This window comes from Kitasatospora sp. NPDC094016 (assembly GCF_040304045.1).
In the GTDB taxonomy this organism is placed as follows: Bacteria; Actinomycetota; Actinomycetes; order Streptomycetales; family Streptomycetaceae; genus Kitasatospora.
Map to the genome: position 1 here is coordinate 66,700 of NZ_JBEOUK010000004.1, position 20,912 is coordinate 87,611.

The window sequence follows — 20,912 nt, forward strand, 5'->3', positions numbered from 1 at the left end:
CCGCCCCCAGGCCCCCCTCAGACCACATGAACGACTCTCGACTTACGAAAGAGGGCTTGACGACCAGTGCTTGACGTCAACTTCTTCGACGAGCTCCGCATCGGCCTGGCCACCGCCGACGACATCCGCCAGTGGTCGCACGGCGAGGTCAAGAAGCCGGAGACCATCAACTACCGCACCCTGAAGCCCGAAAAGGACGGACTCTTCTGCGAGAAGATCTTCGGCCCCACCCGGGACTGGGAGTGCTACTGCGGCAAGTACAAGCGCGTCCGCTTCAAGGGCATCATCTGTGAGCGCTGCGGCGTCGAGGTGACCCGCGCCAAGGTGCGCCGTGAGCGGATGGGCCACATCGAGCTGGCCGCCCCGGTCACCCACATCTGGTACTTCAAGGGCGTGCCGTCCCGCCTCGGCTACCTGCTCGACCTGGCGCCGAAGGACCTCGAGAAGGTCATCTACTTCGCCGCCTACATGATCACCTGGGTCGACGACGAGCGCCGCCAGCGCGACCTGCCGTCCCTGGAGGCGCACGTCTCGGTCGAGCGCCAGCAGATCGAGAACCGCCGCGACTCCGACCTCGAGGCCCGTGCCAAGAAGGCCGAGACCGACCTGGCCGAGCTGGAGGCCGAGGGCGCCAAGGCCGACGTGCGCCGCAAGGTGCGCGAGGGCGCCGAGCGCGAGATGAAGCAGCTGCGCGACCGCGCGCAGCGCGAGCTCGACCGCCTCGACGAGGTGTGGGCCCGCTTCAAGAACCTCAAGGTCCAGGACCTCGAGGGCGACGAGCTGCTCTACCGCGAGCTGCGCGACCGCTTCGGCACCTACTTCTCCGGCTCGATGGGCGCGGCGGCCCTCAAGGACCGCCTCGAGACCTTCGACCTGGCGGAGGAGTCCGAGCGCCTGCGCGAGATCATCCGCACCGGCAAGGGCCAGAAGAAGACCCGCGCGCTGAAGCGCCTCAAGGTCGTCTCCGCGTTCCTGCAGACCACCAACAAGCCCAACGGCATGGTGCTGGACTGCGTCCCGGTCATCCCGCCGGACCTGCGTCCGATGGTGCAGCTGGACGGTGGCCGCTTCGCGACCTCCGACCTGAACGACCTGTACCGCCGCGTGATCAACCGCAACAACCGCCTGAAGCGGCTTCTCGACCTCGGCGCGCCCGAGATCATCGTGAACAACGAGAAGCGCATGCTCCAGGAGGCCGTCGACGCCCTGTTCGACAACGGCCGTCGCGGCCGTCCGGTCACCGGCCCGGGCAACCGCCCGCTGAAGTCCCTCAGCGACATGCTGAAGGGCAAGCAGGGTCGTTTCCGCCAGAACCTGCTCGGCAAGCGCGTCGACTACTCGGCCCGTTCGGTCATCGTCGTCGGCCCGCAGCTCAAGCTGCACCAGTGCGGTCTGCCCAAGGCCATGGCGCTGGAGCTCTTCAAGCCGTTCGTGATGAAGCGCCTGGTCGACCTGAACCACGCGCAGAACATCAAGTCGGCCAAGCGCATGGTCGAGCGGGCCCGCCCGGTCGTGTGGGACGTGCTCGAAGAGGTCATCGCCGAGCACCCCGTCCTGCTGAACCGTGCGCCCACCCTGCACCGCCTCGGCATCCAGGCCTTCGAGCCCCAGCTGGTCGAGGGCAAGGCCATCCAGATCCACCCGCTCGTCTGCACCGCGTTCAACGCGGACTTCGACGGTGACCAGATGGCCGTCCACCTGCCGCTCTCCGCGGAGGCGCAGGCCGAGGCCCGCATCCTGATGCTGTCCTCGAACAACATCCTGAAGCCGGCCGACGGTCGCCCCGTCACCATGCCGACCCAGGACATGGTGCTCGGTCTGTTCTTCCTGACCTCGGACCGGGAGACGGTGAAGGGCGGTGGCCGTTCCTTCTCCTCGACCGCCGAGGCCGTCATGGCCTTCGACGCCCGCGAGCTGGACGTCCAGGCCCCGATCGAGCTGCGCCTGCCGGCCGGCACCGTCCCGCCGCGCGGCTGGACCCCGCCGGTGGACGAGGAGGGCCAGACGGCCTGGTTCGACGGCGAGCCGTTCCGCCTGACCACCACCCTGGGCCGCGCGCTCTTCAACGAGCTGCTGCCCGAGGACTACCCGTTCGTCGACTACGAGGTGGGCAAGAAGCAGCTCTCCGCGATCGTCAACGACCTGGCGGAGCGCTACCCCAAGGTCGTCGTCGCGGCGACCCTGGACAACCTGAAGGCGGCCGGTTTCCACTGGTCGACCCGCTCGGGTGTCACCGTCTCGATCTCCGACGTCGTCGTCCCGCCGAACAAGCCCCAGATCCTCGAGGGCTACGAGGCGAAGGCGGAGAAGGTCCAGCGTCAGTACGAGCGCGGCCTGATCACCAACGACGAGCGCAAGCAGGAGCTCATCGGCATCTGGACCCAGGCGACCAACGAGGTCGCCGAGGCCATGAACGAGAACTTCCCGAAGACGAACCCCATCTTCATGATGGTCGACTCGGGTGCTCGTGGAAACATGATGCAGATGCGCCAGATCGCCGGTATGCGTGGTCTGGTGTCGAACGCCAAGAACGAGACCATCCCGCGACCCATCAAGGCGTCGTTCCGTGAGGGTCTCACCGTGCTGGAGTACTTCATCTCCACCCACGGTGCCCGTAAGGGTCTGGCGGACACCGCCCTCCGTACCGCCGACTCCGGCTACCTCACCCGTCGTCTGGTCGACGTCTCCCAGGACGTCATCATTCGCGAGGAGGACTGCGGTACCGAGCGCGGCCTGAAGCTGGCGATCGGCACCGTCGGTGCGGACGGCGTCCTGCGCAAGGCCGACGACGTCGAGACCAGTGTCTACGCCCGCATGCTCGCCGAGGACATCACGGTGGACGGCAAGCTCCTTGCCACCGCCAACACCGACCTCGGTGACGTGCTGATCGACGAGCTGATCCGCCACGGCATCGGCGAGGTCAAGACCCGCTCGATCCTGACCTGCGAGTCGGCCGTCGGCACCTGCGCCTTCTGCTACGGGCGTTCGCTGGCCACCGGCAAGCTGGTCGACATCGGTGAGGCGGTCGGCATCATCGCCGCCCAGTCCATCGGTGAGCCCGGTACCCAGCTGACGATGCGTACCTTCCACACCGGTGGTGTGGCCGGTGACGACATCACTCAGGGTCTGCCGCGTGTCGTCGAGCTCTTCGAGGCCCGTACCCCCAAGGGTGTGGCCCCGATCTCGGAGGCCACCGGCCGGGCGCGGATCGAGGACACCGAGAAGACCCGCAAGCTCGTCATCACCCCGGACGACGGCAGCGACGAGATCGCCTACCCCGTCTCCAAGCGTGTGAAGCTGCTGGTCAGCGAGGGCGAGGCGGTCGAGGTCGGCCAGAAGCTGACCATGGGTGCCACCAACCCGCACGACGTCCTGCGCATCATGGGCCAGCGTGCCGTCCAGATCCACCTGGTCGCCGAGGTCCAGAAGGTCTACAACTCGCAGGGTGTGTCGATCCACGACAAGCACATCGAGATCATCATCCGGCAGATGCTCCGCCGCGTGACGATCATCGAGTCGGGCGACGCCGAGCTGCTCCCGGGCGAGCTCGTCGAGCGCGGCCGCTTCGAGACGGAGAACCGTCGCGTGGTCGCCGAGGGCGGTCACCCCGCCTCCGGCCGTCCGCAGCTGATGGGTATCACCAAGGCCTCGCTGGCCACCGAGTCCTGGCTGTCGGCCGCCTCCTTCCAGGAGACGACCCGGGTCCTCACCGACGCGGCGATCCACGCCAAGTCGGACCCGCTGCTGGGCCTCAAGGAGAACGTCATCCTCGGTAAGCTCATCCCGGCCGGTACGGGTCTGCCCCGCTACCGCAACATCCGGGTCGAGCCGACCGAGGAGGCCAAGGCCGCGATGTACTCGGCCGTCGGCTACGACGACTACGACCTGTCGCCCTTCGGCGCCGGCTCCGGCCAGGCGGTTCCGCTGGACGACTACGACTACGGCCCGTACACCGGCTGAGTCCGACGTTCGGCTGGCAGGGCGGTCACCCCTCGCGGGGTGGCCGCCCTGCGGCGTTCCCGCTGCGGGGCCCGGGGCCCGGTGGCCCCGCGGGAAACGGATTAGGTTCCCCGGCGGAAGTCGCGTAGAGTCGTGTTCACCGACGCGGGGTGGAGCAGCTCGGTAGCTCGCTGGGCTCATAACCCAGAGGTCGCAGGTTCAAATCCTGTCCCCGCTACTCAGTAGCAACGAAGGGCCCGGAGGCATCAAGCCTCCGGGCCCTTCGTCGTTCCCGGCTCCGGCCCCTCCCTCGTGCGGGGGAGGGGCCGGAACCGCTCCGGTGGGGGAGGCGGAGGAGGGGGCGGCCGGGGGAGGCTTCGCGGGTCGGGACGACGGGGCTTTCGAAGGGGGCCGGGCATGAAGCGGGTACGGGGCGCGATGGCGGCCGCGGGGGCGGCGCGCAGCATCACGGCGGGTACGGGCGCCGGCGGGCTGTCGGTCGGCGGTGTCTGACCGGGCCGTTCCGGAGGTTCTGCCGGTAGGGCATGATCTTCTCCGCGGGGGCGGCGCCCCCGGACCCGGGGGAGGGGCGGCGGTGGTGCGAGCGGCGCGCTGGCGGAGCTGGTCGGCCGGGCTGAGTCCGTACGTGCTGGACTCGCTGCTGGCCGTGGCATCGGCCGGGATCTCGCTCTGGGCGGTCGGCAACGACGACCGGGCCTGGCCGTGCTGGATCTACCTGGTGGCGGTGTCCAGCGCGCTGTCGCTGCCCTGGCGGCGCCGGGCGCCGCTGGCCGCGTTGGCGGCGGGCAGCGTGGCCATCATGGCGCTGTCCGTGGTGGCGCACTCGGCGAGTCCGCAGGTGCCGCTGGCCGGGGTGATCGGCATCTACACGGTGGCGGAGCGCTCCCCGGACCGGCAGCGCTGGACGGTGCTGGCGGTGGTGGTGATCGCCAACGTGATCGGCACCCACTCGCCCAACGGCATGCTGTTCAGCCTGCTCACCTCGGTCGGCTCGTTCGTCTTCGGCTCGCTGGTGCGCGCCCAGCGGCGGCTGACCCGGCTGGAGGCCGAGCGGGCCCGCGAGGCGGGGGAACGGGCGGCCAGTGAGGCGGGCCGCGCGGTGGTGGAGGAGCGGGCCCGGATCGCCCGGGAGATGCATGACATCCTGGCGCACGCCGTCTCGCTGATGATCATCCAGGCCGAGGCCGGGCCGCTGGTGGTGCACGCCAACCCGGACCGGGCGATCCGCGCCTTCGACGCCATCGCCGACACGGGCCGCGACGCGATGGTCCAACTGCGACGCGTCCTCGGAGTGTTGAAGGAGGAGGGGGCCGGTCCTGAGCTGGCCCCGCAGCCCCGGCTGGCCGAACTCGCCGACGTGGCCGAGCGGGTGCGCCGGGCCGGACCGGCGGTGGAGCTCGAACTGGCCGACGGGCTGGGCGCGGTGCCCGCCGACGTCCAGGCCGCGGCGTACCGGATCGTGCAGGAGGCGCTGACCAACACGGTCAAGCACTCCGGCGCCGACCGGGTGGCGGTCCGGGTGCGGCGGTCCGGGGACACCATGGAGGTCGTGGTGTCCGACAACGGGCGCGGGCTGCCGGTGACCGCCGGCGGCGCGGTGAACGGCTGGTCCGGCGGCCGCGGGCTGGTCGGCATCCGGGAGCGGGCGGCGGCCTGCGGCGGACGGGCCGAGGCCGGACCCGGACCGGAGAACAAGGGCTTCCTGGTGAGTGCCCGGCTGCCGTTGGGGGTGGCGGGCGTGGTGGAGAAGGCAGGCGGATGAAGCCGATTCGGGTGGTCGTCGCGGACGACCAGGAGCTGGTGCGGGCAGGGTTCGGGATGATCCTGGACGCGCAGCCCGACATCGAGGTGGTGGCCGAGGCCTGTGACGGCGCCGAGGCGGTCGAGGCGGTCCGCGCCCACGGCCCGGACGTCCTGCTGCTGGACGTCCGGATGCCGGTCATGGACGGGCTGGAGGCGGCCCGCCGGGTCTGCGCCGAGTTCCCGTCCACCAAGGTGATCATGCTGACCACCTTCGACGCCGACGACTACGTCTTCGACGCGCTGTACGCGGGCGCCAGCGGCTTCCTGCTCAAGGACGTCCGGCGGGACGACCTGGCGCACGGGGTGCGGATGGTGGCCTCCGGGGAGGCGCTGCTCGCGCCCTCGGTGACCAGGCGGCTGATCGGCGAGTTCGCCGCCCGCCGCCCGGGCTCGCCCGAGCGGGCGGTGCGGCCGCCGTCCAAGCTGCTGGAGCAGCTCACCCTGCGCGAGCAGGAGACCCTGCGGCTGCTGGCGCGCGGGCTCTCCAACGCGGAGATCGCGGCCGAGCTGGTGGTCAGCGAGCACACGGTGAAGACGCACGTCAGCAATGTGCTGGGCAAGCTGGGGCTGCGGGACCGGGTGCACGCGGTGGTGTTCGCGTACGAGGCCGGCGCGGTGGTGGCGGGGGAGGCGTAGGGGCTCTCCTACGGGGTCCTGGCCGGCGGGAGGGGCCCGGCCGGGACTCCCCCGTGCGGGGGAGGCGGCGGGTTCGCCGGTACGGGCGATCCGCGACGAGGGGTGCGGCGGACAGCATCTGCGGTGTCGGAACGGACCACGGGCCACCAGCCACCTGCCGGGGCCGCGGATCACCACAGGAGATCGTCGGATGAACACCCCGCAGCAGAACCGCCGCACCGCCTACGCCGTCGTCGGCGCCCCCGCCCTGATGGCTCTCTACGGGGGGATCCGGCTGGTCCCGGGCTCCCGGGCTCCCGGCCTCGGCTGGACGGTCGGCCACACCGCGATGTTCGCCGGGCTGCTGCTGTTCGCCCCGGTCCTGCTCGCCCTGCGCGGGCTGCTCGCCCAGCGCGGCACCACGGCCGGGCGGCTCGCGGCCGGTGCCGCGCTCGGGACGGCGTTCGCCGGCCTGGCGGCCTCGCTGGTGCAGATCGGGATCGACCTGTACGTCGGCCTGGCGGCGGCGGACAAGGCCGAGCAGTCGCGGATGTTCGACCGGGTCCAGAGCGTTCCCGGGGTGCTGCCGGTCGTCTACCAGATCGGCCCGCTGCTGTTCTACGTCGGCCTGCTGGCCCTGCTGGTCGCCGCCGCGGTGGGCGCGGCCCGGACGCTGCCCTGGTGGAGCCCGGTGCTGATGCTGGTCGGCACCGCCGCCTCGGGGGTCGACCTGGCGCTGATCCCGGTGGCCGCGGTCTGCTACCTGGTGGCGCTGGCCCCGCTGGTTCGCCGCGCCGCCGGGCCCCGCCCGGCAGTGGTCTGACCGGGCGCCCCGTACGGGCGGCCGCTCCCACGGGGGAGGGGCCGCCCGTCAGCTCATCCGGAACACCGGTCCGCGCGGGGTGAACGGCAGCCCGGCGCCCCGGGGGACGAGGAAGGCGTGCTCGCGGCGTACCCGCAGCACGTCGCAGGCGCCGTCGGTGATCACCAGCACGGGCGCCCCGCGCGGGAAGTCCTCGGCCCGCTCCAGCAGGTCGACGCCCGGCTGGAGCACGGTGCCGCCGCGCCCGCGCACCCGGACCCGGCCGGCGATCTCGCCGACCGGGACGTACCCGGCGTCGTGCGGTGCGGCGTCGCAGTGCACCACCCGGGCCGCGGGCACGTCCCGGGCGGCCGCGTACGAGGCGATCGCGCCGAGTGCCTTGCCGAGCAGGACCCGGTTCATCGAGCCGGAGGTGTCCAGGACGACGCCGAAGGTGCAGCGCGGCACCTCCTCGGGCGGGTGGTAGCGGCCGGCCCGGGGGATGTCCGGGGTGGCGGACTGCCGGCGGGCCGGGCGGGAGTAGCTGCGGACCGGCTCCGGGCGGGGCACGAACTCGTCGAACCAGCGGGCCAGCCGGGCGTCCCAGGGCAGCGGCGGATGGGCGAGGGCGCGGATCTCCTCGACCAGCCCGGCGGGCAGCAGGCCGCGTTCGCGCTGGTGCAGCTCGAAGCCCTGCTGGAGGCCGCGGCGGTAGAAGTCGTCGAGGTCCACGTAGTCGCGCGGGCCGCGGTCCAGCGGTGCGCCGAGGATGTCCGGGCGGTTCTTGCCGGCCAGGGTGGCGAGCCGGCGGATCCGGCGCTCGTCGCGGACGATCCGGTCGTACACCTCCTCGGCCGACAGCCCCTTCAGCTGCGGGTCGTGCAGCAGGCCTTCCGGCATGTCGCCGACGCCCATCTCCAGCAGCCAGCCGTTGATGACGTAGTCGGCGGCGACGTTGAAGAGGAACGGGTCCCGGCCGCCGCGGCGCTCGCCGTGTCGCAGGGCGGCGTGCAGCATCTCGTGGCCGAGGACGAACCGCCACTCCTCGTCGGTGTGCTGGCGCAGCGGGTTGATGTAGACCTCGCCGGCCTCGGCGTTGACGGCGGCGATGGTGATGCCGTGGGCGCGGGCCAGTTCGGCGTCGGCGACGACGGTGAGGCCGGCCGCGATGCCGCCGAGCAGCGGGTAGGAGGACACGAACCAGCCGAGTGCCCTGGTCCACGGCCGTTCGGGCAGGAGCTCGCCGGTCTCCTGGTCGATCCGGCCGCCGGCCCGGTCCATCGCGGCGGACATGGTGCGGGTGAGTGCGGCGGCGAAGGCCGCCGACCAGTCCTGCGGGGTGTGGCCGTGGTCCTGCCACTCGACCAGCAGCTGGTCGTGGTCCGCGGCGCCGGCCGTCCCGGCGTCGGCGGGCGGCAGGCCGTCGCGGCGCCAGCGGGAGGCCAGCTCCTCCTCGTCGCCGCCCGGGTACTCCTGCGGGAGGGCGACCGGGGGGCGGCCGACCGGGAAGGTCGCGAGGAAACGGTTCACCACCGCGCAGCGGGCCGCCTCCTCGTAGACGTCGGGCTGGACCCGGACACCCCGGGCGGCCGGGACGTGGCCGAAGCCCAGGTGCAGCAGGCAGTGCGCCAGCACCCAGGCCCACTCCTCCGGCTCGGCCCGGCGGCGCGGGTTGACGTGCACGGTGCCGTCGGAGTCGACCACCGCCCAGCCGCCGGGCGGGGCCAGCCCGCAGTCGTCCCGGCGGCAGAAGTCGGCGGGCACGGCGTCGAAGGCCGGATTCCGGCGCAGCAGCCGGACTCCCTCGGCGAAGACCTCCGCGCCCGGGTCCGGCTTCTTCGCACCCTTGTGGACGGAGGGACTCACCGGCGGGCCTCGACCAGCCGGGGCATGTCCCGGGCCGCCTCGATCAGGAACCAGGAAGGCAGCACCGGATTGCCGTCCGCGCCGTCGGCGATCACCGTCTGGGCGACCTCCACCGAGATCTCGGCCAGCTGCACCAGCAGCGACTTGGCCCGGAAGGCGGTCTGGCGCTGCGCCCCCGAGGCGTGCTCCTTGCCGGCGGGCAGCTCCTTGACGAGGCGGCCGCGGAAGGCGTCGGCCAGGTAGTAGAGCAGGTCGCGGTCCTCCAGCCGGTGCGGCCAGCGGGCGTCGCCCTTGAGGATCGCCTCCAGACCGTACGCGTTGCGGACGATCTTGGCGTAGCCGCAGAAGGCGATCGCGTGCTGCGGGGTGAGCAGCCCGTACGCGAGCACCTTGAGGGTCTCCTCGTCCAGGGTGGGGCCGAAGGAGTGCAGGGCGTCGGAGAGCATGTGCCAGGCGCGCGGGGTGGAGAACGGCTCCTCGGTCTTCGGCGGGGCGGACCACAGGTGGTCGGGCCGGTCGGTGACGTAGTCGATGACCCAGGGGTGGATGCCGGCGCCGGCCGCCCAACGCAGCCAGTCCGCGGCGCTGGCCCGCAGGTGCACGTGGACCATGCGGTTGACCAGCGCGGACGCCATCGGCCGGGCGAGCGCGCCGTCGGTGGCTCGGTTCCCGGCGCCGATCACGATCGAGCCGGGCGGCAGCTCGTACGAGCCGATCCGGCGGTCCAGGATCAGCGAGTAGAACGCCTTCTGGACGTCCGGGGTCGCCGCGTTGAGCTCGTCCAGGAACAGGCAGTACGGCTCGTCGCGGGCGATCTGCTCGGGCGGGCAGAACCGGGAGCGGCCCTGCGGGGTCAGCTGCGGGACGCCGATCAGGTCCTCTGGCGCGAGCTGGGTGCCGACCAGGCTCACGCACTCCAGACCGAGCGACTCGGCGAACTCCCTTACCAGCGAGGACTTCCCGATCCCGGGCGCGCCCCAGAGGAACACCGGCCGGACGGTGGCCAGCCCGAGCAGCAACTCGGGAATCTGGACGGGCGAGACGCTGACTGCTCCCTGCACGGGGCTCCTTGGCAAGTGGTGGGGTGACCGGCCCAGTGTGCGGCGGCAGTTGACGCGGCGCACCCGGATTTTCGGTGGCGCCCCGAACCGGCCCGCCCGTACCGTCCGGGGCATGAACGCGAAACGCCCCCTGATCGCCGTCCTCACCGGCGCGGGCATCTCGACCGACTCGGGCATCCCCGACTACCGCGGCCCGCAGGGGCTCTGGCAGCGCGATCCGTCGGCCCAGGACCTGGTCACCATCGGCCCGTACCGCGCCGATCCCGAGGTGCGGCGGCGGGCGTGGCGGCTGAGGCTGGAGACGGGCGCGCTGGGGGCCGAGCCGAACGCCGGGCACCGGGCGCTGGTCGACCTGGAGCGCTCGGGGCTGCCGCTGCGGGTGCTCACCCAGAACGTGGACGGGCTGCACCAGCGGGCCGGGCTGGCCCCGCGCAAGGTGCTCGAACTGCACGGCACCGCACTGGAGGTGCAGTGTCTGGGCTGCGGGGCGACGGGGCCGATGGCGGAGGCGCTGCGGCGGGTCGAGGAGGGCGAGCCGGACCCCGACTGCCGGGCGTGCGGGGGGATCCTGAAGCCGCGCACGGTGATGTTCGGCGAGAACCTGGACCCGGAGGTGCTCGGGCAGGCCGACTCGATCGCCCGCGCCTGCGACGTGTTCATCGCGGTCGGTACCAGCCTTCAGGTGTTCCCGGTGGCCGCGCTGCCGTACGACGCGGTGCGGACGGGGTCGAAGCTGATCATCCTGAACGCCGAGCCGACGCCGTACGACGAGGCCGCCGACGAGGTCATCCGCGAGCCGATCTCCCAGGCGCTGCCGGCCCTGGTGCGGAGGCTGGTGGCGGAGGGGCTCTGAAGAAGGGGCTTAAAAAGGGGTGAACCGCATGCGTACGATGATCCTTCCGGCTCCCCCCTCATGGCCTGGAGTGATCGAGCGATGACGACGACGGCGAAGTTCGACCCCTGGTCGGCGGCGTTCGTGGCCCACCCGTACGACGCGTACGCCGAGTTGCGCGAGCACGCGCCGGTGACGTACTTCGAGCCGACCGGGCAGTGGCTCGTCTCGCGGCACGAGGACGTCAGCGCGCTCCTGCGCGACCGGCGGCTCGGGCGCACCTACACCCACCGCTTCAGCCACCAGGAGTTCGGGCGGCCCGAACCCGACCCGGCGCACGAGCCCTTCCACACCCTCAACGACTTCGGGCTGCTCGACCTGGAGGCCCCCGACCACACCCGGATCCGCCGGCTGGTCTCCAAGGCCTTCACCCCGCGCATGGTCGAGGGCCTGCGGCCGACCGTCCAGCGGCTCGCCGGGGAACTCGTCGACGGCCTGCTCACGGCCGGCGGCGGCGACCTGATCGCCTCCGTCGCCGAGCCGCTGCCGGTCGCCGTGATCGCCGAGATGCTCGGCGTGCCGGAGAGCGACCGGCACCTGCTCCGGCCCTGGTCCGCCGACATCACCGGCATGTACGAGCTCAACCCGAGCGAGGAGGCCGCCCGCAAGGCCGTCACCGCGAGCACCGAGTTCTCCGACTACCTGCGCGCCCTCATCCGCGAACGCCGCACCGCCCCCGGCACCGACCTGATCAGCGCGCTGATCCAGGCCCAGGAGGGCTCCGACGCGCTCAGCGAGCAGGAGATGATCTCCACCTGCGTGCTGCTGCTCAACGCCGGCCACGAGGCGACCGTCAACACCACCGGCAACGGCTGGTGGGCGCTGTTCCGCAACCCCGGTGAACTCGCCCGGCTGCGCGGCGCGACCGACGCGCTCCTGCCCACCGCCATCGAGGAGCTGATGCGCTGGGACACCCCGCTGCAGCTGTTCGAACGGTGGGTCCTGGAGGACATCGAGCTGCGCGGCGTCACCATCCCGCGCGGCTCCGAGGTCGCCCTCCTCTTCGGCTCCGCCAACCGCGACCCCGAGCGCTTCACCGACCCCGACCGCCTCGACCTCGGCCGCACCGACAACCCCCACATCACCTTCGGCGCCGGAATCCACTTCTGTCTCGGCGCCCCGCTCGCCAGACTGGAACTCACCGAGTCCTACGGCGCCCTCCTGCGCCGCGCCCCCGGCCTGCGCCTGGCCCGCGAACCCGAGTGGAACCCGGGCTACGTGATCCGGGGCCTGAGGGAACTGGTGGTCGAGGTCTAGACCGAGGTCTGGGCCAGGTCGGGTCGGGTCGGTTCGAGGAACGGGGGAGAGCTGTGGGCAAGGCGACGGGGTCACTGCTGGGGCTGGCGATCGGGGATGCGATCGGCCGGGTGACCGAGTTCAAGACGGTCGAGATGATTGCCGAAGACCACCCGGACTGGCGGCAACTTCCGCTGCCCCCAAGGGCGCTGGTCACCGACGACACCCAGATGACCCTCGCCCTCGGCCGTGGTCTGCGCATTGCCCTGGAGCGCGGGCCGCTGACCCCGCTACGGCTGGAGCGGCCCGTTCGCGAGGAGTTCGTCGACTGGTGGCGCTCCCCGGAGAACAACCGTGCTCCCGGCATGACCTGCCTGCGCGCCTGCGAGCGGCTGAGCCGCCCCGCGTACCGCTGGCAGCAGGCGAGCGACGTCGGTTCCAAGGGCTGCGGCGCCAACATGCGGGTCGCTCCGGTCGGGCTGATCCGCGAACTCGACGCCCGCCAGCTCGCGGGCGCCGCGCAGCTGCAGTCCGCGCTCACCCACGGGCACCCGACCGCGCTCGCCGCCAGTGACCTCACCGCGTACGCCATCCGCAAGCTCGCCGAGGGCGTTCCGCCGGCCGGCCTGCCCGAGGTGCTGCGGGCCTACGCGCTGGCGAGCCGCGAGCGCTACGACGAGTTCTGGCTCGGCGACCTCGCCGCGCGCTGGCACGGCCGCTCGCCGCAGGACGTCATCGCCCGCGGCTGGGACGACTGCGTGGCCGTTCTCGACCGACTCGACGCTGCGCTCGCCGCGCCCGACGTCGAAGCGGACCCGTGCCTGGCCACCGGTGAGGGCTGGGTCGCCGAGGAGGCCTTCGCCACCGGCCTGCTCTGCTTCCTGCTGCTGCCGGACGACCCGGTGGCCGCCGTCCGGCGGGCCGCCTACTCCAGCGGCGACTCGGACTCCCTGGCCTGTCTGACCGGCGCCTTCGCCGGGGCCCGTCACGGGGAGTCGGTCTGGCCGCAGGAGTGGGTGGAGCGGATCGAGTACCGGGACGAGCTGCTCGCGCTCGGGGCGCTCTGGGACTGAGTTCCACGACCTGAGCTCCACGACCTGAGCTCCACGACCCGCGGTCCGGCTCCGGGCGGAACCGGGGTCGGGGGTGGTGCGTCGAAGGGCCATGACGAAGCGCAGCGCCGTAGGGCATGGCCGTTCCCGCCGTCGGGCGGGGTTGCTTCTCGCCGCCGGGTTGGCCGTCGGCCCGGCGCTGGCCGGGTGCGGGAGTGCGGCGGGCGGGGGGCCCGTGGTGGTGCGGGCCTCGGCGTCGGGGAGCCGGGCGGCGGTGGATCCGGGGCAGGTGGCGGCGGTGGCGGCCGGGACCGGCGCGTTCGGGCTGGACCTGCTGCACGCGCTGACGGCGACGCCGGACGGGGCGGGGCGCAACGTCGTGGTCTCGCCGGCCGGGCTGGCGAGCGTGCTCGGGATGCTGCTGCCGGGGGCGCGCGGCGCCACCGCCGAAGAGCTGGCCAAGGCCCTGCACACCGGGCTCGACCCGCGGCAGTACGCCCTCGCCGTCGGCGCGCCGGACGGCGGGAGCCGGGCCGGCGGCGACCAGGTCGTCCTGCGCCGGTCCGACGCCCTGTGGATGCAGCAGGGCCTGGCCGTCGCCCCGGAGTACCTGGACACGCTCGCCGCCGCCTTCGACACCGGTGTGCACCCCGTCGACTTCGCCAGGGACCCGGACGGCGCCCGCGGAAGCATCAACGCGGCGGTGGAGAAGGCCACCGAGGGGCGGATCAAGGAGCTCTTCGGCCCGCGGCAGATCACCGCCGACACCCGGCTGGCGCTCACCGACGCGCTCTACCTGAAGGCGGCGTGGGCCTCCGGGTTCAAGCCCGCGAACACCTCCGAGCGCCCCTTCCACCGGTTGGACGGCTCCACCCCGTCGGTGAGCACGATGAGCCGCACCGGCACCCTCCGGTACGCCGAGGGCTCCGGCGGCATCGTCGGCGAACCCTGGCAGGCCGTCGAACTCCCTTACGTGGGAGGTGGGTTGGCGATGGACCTGATCGTCCCCGCGCAGGGCGGGTACGCGGCCTTCAGCAAGGGCCTGGACCGGGCCCAGCTCGACCGGATCCTCGGCGGGCTCGACGAGCGGTCCGTCGACCTGACCCTGCCGCGGTTCCACTTCGACACGGCCAACGACCTCGTCCCCGCCCTGCGCTCACTCGGTGTCAAGGCGGCCTTCGACGCGCCCGACTTCACCGGCATCACCGCCAAGGAGCCGCTCGGCCTGGGCGCGGTGGTGCAGAAGGCCACCGTCGAGGTGAACGAGGACGGTACGGTCGCGGCGGCCGGCAGCGGCGCCGGGGTGGCGGCGATGGCGGCGCCGGCCGCGCCGGAGTCCGTCCAGCTGCACATCGACCGGCCGTTCCTGTTCCTGATCCGCGACACCGTCGACGGGCGGCCGCTGTTCCTCGGCCAGGTCACCGACCCGCAGGCGCCCTGAGCCGACCCGCAGGCGCCTTGAGCCGACCCGCAGACGAAGCGGGCGAAGCAGACGAAGCGGGCGAAGCACACGGAGGCGGATCGGGCGTCACCAGGCCGGGTAGCGCCCGCCGAGCGCCGGGTGGGCCGGGTCGCGGCTGCCGAACAGCACCAGCAGGTCGTCCGCGACCCGCAGCAGTTCGGCCCGGCCCTCGACCGCCCCCGCCCACTCGGCGGGCAGCGCCGAGGCGCCGTACGCGGCGCCGACCAGGTTGCCGCAGACCGCGCCGGTGGAGTCGCTGTCCCCGGAGTGGTTCACCGACAGCAGCAGCGCGCTGCGCACCGGGTCGGGTTCGAGGGTGGTCGCCAGCAGCGAGTACACCGCGATGGCCAGGCACTCCTCGGCGATCCAGCCGAGCCCGACCCGCTCCACGGACTCCGCCGTCGGCTGCGACTCCTGGGCCACCCGGACGGCCCGGGCCAGCGCCTGCACCGTCTCCTTGGATCCCGGCAGCTCGCGGATCTGCTCCACGGTCTCGCCGACCGCCGCCCACGGCTCGGTCCCGTTGGCGAGCCGCTCGACCAGTGCCGCGAAGGCGCCCGCCGAGAGGTAGCCGGTCGGGTGCCCGTGGGTGATCTGGGCGCACTGCACGGCCAGCCCGAAGGACAGCTCGACGCCCAGCCGGGCCAGCCCGAACGGCGCCGAGCGCATCACCGTGCCGCAGCCCTTGGAGTCCGGGTTGATCGGCCCCGGCTGCCCGATCACGGACGGCGACTCGAACTCCGGGTGCTCGGCCACCCCGCTCATGCAGGCGTTGCCGGGCGCCCGCGACGCGTACAGGAAGGGCCTGGTCAGCAGCCAGCCGTCGTACGGGCGGGGCTGCGGCGCGGTGTCCGGCGAGCCCTGGCGCTGGGTCAGCAGCCAGCGCCGGTACGCGGCGTGGACGGCCTCCGGCACCGAGCCGCCGCCGCCCGTCCAGCCGCGGACGAAGGCACGGATCAGGCCCTCGGCGGTGAACAGGGTCATCTGGGTGTCGTCGGTGACTTCGACCGGCCCGGCGCCGGCCGGCAGCCCGGTCACGCCGTCCGGCCCGTACCGCTGCTGGATCTGGTGGAGCTGCTGGAACTCCACCGGCCAGCCCAGCGCGTCGCCGACGGCCCCGCCGAGCAGCGCCCCGCGCACCCGGTCGCGGTATCCCGATTCGGCCGCCGACTCCGTCACGTCGATCCCCCTTGGTTCATGGCGGGATACGTTCTATCAGGTCTACCGGCGGATCTGCCCGGCGCGCCCGTGCAGCGCGGCGCGGTCGGCGGCGGCGCGCCCGGCCGCCCAGCCCACGCCGTCGCTCACCCGGACCCGCTGCGAGACCAGCTTGGGGAACAGCCGGCCGACCTCGTCGTCCACCGCCTCGGAGCGGGCGGCGAGCGCGGGCAGCAGCCGCTCGTCGGGCAGCAGCTGCTCCTCGGTGCCGTCCTCGCGCAGGTGCCGGCCGGCCGCGGCGGCGGTGGTCGCGCGCTCGGTGGCGGCGGTCAGCCGCTCGCGGATCCGCGCCGCGTACGCGACCAGGAAGGAGTGCCGGAACGCCTTGCTGCGCGAGTCCCGGCGGGAGCCGGCCTTGTTGAGCGCGTGGGTGGCCTGCACCAGCAGCGAGGTGTAGAGCAGTTCGACGCCGTCCAGGTCGCCGTCGAAGCCGACGACGGTGCAGAAGCCGAACTCCTTGGCCCACACGACCCGGCACCGGTTGGCCGCCGCGACGGCGTCCAGCAGCATGGTCTTGGGGCTCTCGTACGGGTTGTCCACGCCGATCCGCAGCGCCGCCGGGGTGTTCCGGTCGTCTCCGGTGGCGGCCAGCAGCGCATCGTCGATGCTGTGCTGGGCCATCAGCTGCTGGGCCTTGGTGGTGAGCGCCTCGGCCTCCTCCGGGTACTCGGTGGACTCGGCCTTGGCCAGCAGCGCCCGGATCCGGGCCAGCATCCTCGGCTCGCCGGCCTGCGGGCCGGTGCTGCGCTCGGCCTGCGGCCGCCGGCCCGGCGCGGGGCCGACCGGGGAGATCGGCGGCAGCCGGCCCCAGGTCCGCAGCAGCTCCAGGGCGGTGGTGGCGAGCGCGAAGCGGTCCAGCCGGTGCCGGTCGGCGAAGGCGCCGAGGTACTGCTCGTCACCCGGCCACCACACCTCGGCCTCCAGCTCGCGCAGCTGCTCGTGCCAGCGCCGGTCGAGGGCGGCCGCGGCGTGCCGACGGCCCTCGGCGGCGATCAGGTCCACCGCGAGGGCCAGGTGGACGGGCTTCAGCCCGCGCCGGACCACCCGGGCGAGGTCCGCCGGACGCCACCCGGCGGACCAGCAGCGGCCGACGGCGGTGTCCGCGTACCCCAGCAGGGCCCGGCTGACCGCCGGCCACTGGCCGGCCGAGGCGGCGAGCAGCGACGCCCCGGTGTCCAGGGCGAGGTCCAGCGTCTCGTCCGGGGCCGTCAGCACCGATCGCACCGCCTGCTCCAGCAGCGGGCCGGCGCCCCCGTCCCCGTCCTGCTGCGCGCGCTTGCCCACGGTGTGTCCCTGCTCTCCTCGACGGTCCGGCCCTCCCGCCCATGATGCCGGAGCGCCCGGCCCCTTCGACGGGACCGGGCGCTCCGGGTGACGCGGGCGACTCAGCGCTCGACGGCCTTGGCCAGGATCTCCGGGGCGCGCTCCAGCAGCCGCCCGGCCGCGAAGCGGATGCCGAGGGCGGCGATCAGGGCGCCGTAGAGCGGGCCGGCCACCAGGACCGGCCAGGTCGGGCCGGCGGAGAGCAGCGCCCAGCCGAGGTAGCCGCTCACCGGCAGGGAGAGCAACGCCACACCGAACAGCGAGCCGAACTGGTTGACCAGCACCAGGCCGCCCTGTCCGGGGGCGGCGTTGCGCATCGGGTTGCTGTCGGCCGGCATGGTGTACGGCGCGAGCACGCTGAGCGTCGCGCCGAGCGCGACGCCGCAGCCGAGCAGGGCGAGCGCGAGGCCGAGTGCGGACGGCAGACCGGCCCAGTCGCCGGTGGCGGCGGCCAGCACGGGCCCGAGCACCAGCGTCACCGGAACGGCGTACGACAGCACCGCGTAGGCCCGGCCGCGCAGCTCGTCCCGGGCGTCGGCCGGGGTGAGCAGGGTGGCGGCGACCATCCAGAACGCCGAGCCGTCCATGCCGAACAGGTTGAGCATCTGCAGCCCGAGGAACATCCCGGTCATCGCCAGCAGGTAGACGCTCGACCAGCCCTGGACCATCGACAGCACGCAGATCACCAGCGTCATGCCGATGCTGGTGAACACCGCGGCCTTGGCCCGCGGCTCCCGCCAGGCGTACCGGAGGTGGCGCTGCATCACCGCGCCGGTCCGGCCCTCGGGCAGGAAGCTCCAGCCGCGCGAGCTCTGCACGCCGCGGGCCACCTCCAGGGTGGAGGAGTCGGCGGTGACCATCAGCTCCTGGAGGCTGCCGCGCCACCAGCGCAGCAGCAGGGCGAGCAGCGCCGCGGCCGCGGCGAGCTGGAACAGCGCCAGCCCGTACCGCCCCTCGCCGGCGGTGCGGGCCGCGTCCGCCGCGCTGACCGGCGGCAGCCAGCGCAGCACGGAGGCGATCGGCGCCAGCGGGCTGAGGTCGAGGTGGTCCCCGGGGCGGCCGAAGACGCTCTGCGAGCCGACGTTGGCGGCCTGCACGAGCAGGGCGAACAGCAGTCCACCGAAGATCGCGAAGTCCTTGCCGCGCCGGCTGGAGAGCATCCGGGCGTTGCCGGCGGCGACCGCCCGGGCGAGCGTGACCAGGCAGAGCACGGCCAGCGGGACGCCGACCAGCGCGGCCGCGGCGGAGGCACCGCCGTTGGCGCCGGACAGCGCCGCGCCGGTCACCAGCACCAGGCTGACCAGCGGGCCGGGCCCGATCAGCGCGGCCAGCAGCGAGCCGCGCAGCAGCGGGCCGGGCCGCAGCGGGAGCATGGTGAGCCGGGTCGGGTCGGCGCTCTCGTCGCTGGAGAAGAGGAACAGCGGCAGCGCCGCCCAGCCGAGGGTGAGCACGCCGAGCAGCATCACCCCGGCGTCCCCGGAGCCGTCGAAGCGCCCGTTCAGCATGGCGAGGGCGAAGGCGATGCCGGCCGCGAAGGCCAGGCCGACGACACCGCCGATGACGTACACGGCGGTCCGGCCGGGGCTGCGCCGCAGGCCGTTGCGCAGCAGCCGCAGCTTGAGCGCCACCAGGGCGCGGACCACCGTCCGCCCGTCGGGCACCGGGGTCGGGGCGGCCGCGGGGGTGGTGCTCACTGCCCGCCCCCGAGCTGCGCGCCGGTCTGCCCACTGGCTTGTCCGCCGAGCCAGCCGAGCGCCTGGCCGTCGTCCTCGCGGACGCCGATCAGCCCGAGGAAGGCCTCGTGGAGGCTGCGCCCGCCGCGCACGGTGTCCAGCGGGCCGTGGGCGATCACCCGGCCGGCGTTGACCACGGCGACCCAGTCGCAGAGCTGTTCGACCAGTTCCATCACGTGGCTGGAGAAGATCACCGTGGATCCGGCCGCCGCGTACCGCTTGAGCACGCCGCGGATGGTCTGCGCGGAGACCGGGTCGACGCCCTCGAAGGGCTCGTCGAGGAACAGCACGTCGGGGTTGTGCAGCAGCGCGGCGGCCAGACCGATCTTCTTGCGCATGCCGGTGGAGTAGTCGGCGACCAGCTTGTCGGCGTCGCGGGCGAGGTCCAGGACGGCCAGCAGTTCCTCCGCGCGGCGGTCCACCTCGGCGCCGGGCAGGCCGCGCAGCCGCCCGTTGTACTGCAGCAGTTCGCGGCCGCTGAGCCGCTCGAACATCCGCAGCCCCTCGGGCAGGATGCCGATCCGCGCCTTGACCGCGACCGGGTCGGCCCAGACGTCGCCGCCGTGGATGAGGACGGTGCCCTGGTCGGGCCGGAGCAGGCCGGTGGCCATGGACAGCGTGGTGGTCTTGCCGGCGCCGTTCGGGCCGACCAGGCCGATGAAGGAGCCGGCCGGCAGCTCCAGGCTGAGTCCGGCGACGGCGGCCTGGCCGCCGAAGTGCTTCCACAGCCCTTGGATGCTGACGGCGGAGGGGGGAACGGGTACGGGGTGGTCGGACGGCGGCGGCGCTGACGCCTGCATGGCGGCCTTCTCTGTTCGCTGGCGGATGGGTGTCTCGGAATCAGCCTGTCACTGCGGAAACGGGCTGTCTCCCGAGTTGAGGATCCCCTGAGCGAGTGGGCCGAACGAGTGAGGCGCGCCGTCGGGACGGCGCGTTACGGCGGGTGCCGGGCCGGAATTGGCAACTACTCAGCCGCGCCGTTCGTCCTGCACTATGAGGGACAGTGAGGGACAGCGAGGCGCGCGGGGCCGCGCCGGGTGCCGGGAGGTGCGGATGGCCGTTCAACCGTGGGGAGCCGCGGGCCCCGGCGAGCCCGATCGCCGCGGGGACTGGCAGCCCCAGCCCGCTCCGCAGGCCGCCCCGCAACCCGTCCCGCAGCCCGGGTTCCACGCGGGGATGCGCGCCGGGTACGCGGACCGTGACCGGACGATCGACGTGCTGAAGGCCGCGTTCGCCGAGGGCCGGCTCTCCGCCGAGGAGTACGAGCAGCGCCACGAGCAGGCCTCCGGCGCGCAGACCTACGGCCAGCTGGCCGGGCTGGTGTCCGACCTGCCCTCCGGCCCGATGCCGTCGCCGATGGCCTTCGCCGCCCCGCCCGTCCCGGCGACCTTCCTCCCGCCGCCCCCGCCGCCGGTTCGCTCCACCAACGGGCTGGCGGTCACCTCGCTGGTCTTCGGCCTGACCGGTCTCTCGCTGCCCGCGGTGGTCGTCGGGCACGTCGCGAAGGCCCAGCTGAGCCGCCACGACCGGGCCGGCGACTGGGTCTCCACCCTCGGCCTGCTCTTCGGCTACGCGGGCTGCGCGCTCTGGACGCTGCTTCTCCTGGTGGCGCTGCAGGCGCCGATCTGAGCGAGCCGCCCGGGGCGCGTCCCGCCCCGGTGGCGGCGGTCGGCGGGCTGTGGTAGAGCGGTTGGAGGGCGGCCCGACACCGGGTGGTCGCGTCCGGGACACTCCTGGGACATCCGGCCGAAGGTCGCGACCTGCGGCGTTGCATTTGTTTTGACCGCGCCCGATGCGCTAGGTACGCTCTGACCTTGTGCCTGGGGTGTCCCCGGGTCCTTGTGCGTGCATGCACACCGGTCGCCGCGCCGAGCCGGAGCGCCTTCCAG

Annotated in this window: 15 protein-coding genes and 1 tRNA gene; 10 read left to right on the forward strand and 6 right to left on the reverse strand. The window is 73.3% G+C overall.

All coding sequences use genetic code 11. From position 1 onward, the window contains the following. Positions 1-66: 66 nt before the first annotated feature. The 5 genes from ABT015_RS05495 (at position 67) to ABT015_RS05515 (ending at position 7,201) form a co-directional block, all read left to right on the forward strand. On the forward strand, positions 67-3,960 hold the full coding sequence (locus tag ABT015_RS05495; RefSeq protein ID WP_350877062.1) for a DNA-directed RNA polymerase subunit beta': 3,894 nt from the start codon (positions 67-69) through the stop codon (positions 3,958-3,960). Between the two features lie 143 nt (positions 3,961-4,103). Then, a tRNA-Met gene (locus tag ABT015_RS05500) sits at positions 4,104-4,177 on the forward strand. 357 nt (positions 4,178-4,534) lie between these two features. Further along, the gene (locus ABT015_RS05505; protein ID WP_350877064.1) at positions 4,535-5,722 is read left to right on the forward strand and encodes a sensor histidine kinase; all 1,188 of its coding nucleotides are present in this window, start codon (positions 4,535-4,537) and stop codon (positions 5,720-5,722) included. Continuing rightward, positions 5,719-6,399 (forward strand): response regulator, encoded by a 681-nt coding sequence (locus ABT015_RS05510; protein ID WP_350877067.1) that lies wholly within the window; start codon positions 5,719-5,721, stop codon positions 6,397-6,399. Before ABT015_RS05505 ends, ABT015_RS05510 begins: the two co-directional genes overlap by 4 nt. A gap of 190 nt (positions 6,400-6,589) precedes the next feature. Further along, a complete protein-coding gene (locus ABT015_RS05515) occupies positions 6,590-7,201 on the forward strand; it encodes a hypothetical protein (protein WP_350877068.1) in 612 nt (203 codons plus the stop codon). A gap of 48 nt (positions 7,202-7,249) precedes the next feature. Here the strand turns inward: ABT015_RS05515 and ABT015_RS05520 are convergent, their stop codons facing one another. Both ABT015_RS05520 and ABT015_RS05525 read right to left on the reverse strand, forming a co-directional pair. Next, positions 7,250-9,046 (reverse strand): vWA domain-containing protein, encoded by a 1,797-nt coding sequence (locus ABT015_RS05520; protein WP_350877070.1) that lies wholly within the window; start codon positions 9,044-9,046, stop codon positions 7,250-7,252. Then, complete coding sequence (locus ABT015_RS05525; protein WP_350877072.1) at positions 9,043-10,107, reverse strand: ATP-binding protein; 1,065 nt, start codon at positions 10,105-10,107, stop codon at positions 9,043-9,045. Before ABT015_RS05525 ends, ABT015_RS05520 begins: the two co-directional genes overlap by 4 nt. 112 nt (positions 10,108-10,219) lie before the next feature. Between ABT015_RS05525 and ABT015_RS05530 the strand changes: the two genes are divergently transcribed. From ABT015_RS05530 to ABT015_RS05545, 4 genes are all read left to right on the forward strand, one after another. Next, positions 10,220-10,960 carry an SIR2 family NAD-dependent protein deacylase gene (locus tag ABT015_RS05530; protein ID WP_350877074.1) on the forward strand — a complete coding sequence of 247 codons (741 nt, stop codon included), beginning with the start codon at positions 10,220-10,222 and terminating at the stop codon, positions 10,958-10,960. Between the two features lie 81 nt (positions 10,961-11,041). Next, entirely contained in the window at positions 11,042-12,256 is a 1,215-nt protein-coding gene (locus ABT015_RS05535; protein ID WP_350877076.1) for a cytochrome P450, read from the forward strand. Positions 12,257-12,309: 53 nt separating this feature from the next. Continuing rightward, positions 12,310-13,308 carry an ADP-ribosylglycohydrolase family protein gene (locus ABT015_RS05540; protein WP_350877078.1) on the forward strand — a complete coding sequence of 333 codons (999 nt, stop codon included), beginning with the start codon at positions 12,310-12,312 and terminating at the stop codon, positions 13,306-13,308. Between the two features lie 253 nt (positions 13,309-13,561). Continuing rightward, positions 13,562-14,728, forward strand: a complete 1,167-nt coding sequence (locus tag ABT015_RS05545; protein ID WP_350877080.1) for a serpin family protein — start codon at positions 13,562-13,564, stop codon at positions 14,726-14,728. An 87-nt stretch (positions 14,729-14,815) separates the two neighbouring features. On the opposite strand, the gene ABT015_RS05550 is transcribed toward ABT015_RS05545, so the two are convergent. From ABT015_RS05550 to ABT015_RS05565, 4 genes are all read right to left on the reverse strand, one after another. Then, the gene (locus tag ABT015_RS05550) at positions 14,816-15,928 is read right to left on the reverse strand and encodes an ADP-ribosylglycohydrolase family protein (RefSeq protein ID WP_350877082.1); all 1,113 of its coding nucleotides are present in this window, start codon (positions 15,926-15,928) and stop codon (positions 14,816-14,818) included. Positions 15,929-15,970: 42 nt separating this feature from the next. Next, positions 15,971-17,251, reverse strand: a complete 1,281-nt coding sequence (locus tag ABT015_RS05555) for a DUF2786 domain-containing protein (protein ID WP_350877084.1) — start codon at positions 17,249-17,251, stop codon at positions 15,971-15,973. 101 nt (positions 17,252-17,352) lie between these two features. Beyond that, positions 17,353-18,984 (reverse strand): GumC domain-containing protein, encoded by a 1,632-nt coding sequence (locus ABT015_RS05560; protein WP_350877086.1) that lies wholly within the window; start codon positions 18,982-18,984, stop codon positions 17,353-17,355. Then, positions 18,981-19,823 (reverse strand): ABC transporter ATP-binding protein, encoded by an 843-nt coding sequence (locus ABT015_RS05565; RefSeq protein WP_350877088.1) that lies wholly within the window; start codon positions 19,821-19,823, stop codon positions 18,981-18,983. The genes ABT015_RS05560 and ABT015_RS05565 overlap by 4 nt, the downstream gene beginning before the upstream one ends. A gap of 253 nt (positions 19,824-20,076) precedes the next feature. Between ABT015_RS05565 and ABT015_RS05570 the strand changes: the two genes are divergently transcribed. Then, complete coding sequence (locus ABT015_RS05570; RefSeq protein ID WP_350877090.1) at positions 20,077-20,652, forward strand: DUF1707 and DUF4190 domain-containing protein; 576 nt, start codon at positions 20,077-20,079, stop codon at positions 20,650-20,652. The last annotated feature ends 260 nt before the right edge of the window (positions 20,653-20,912 follow it).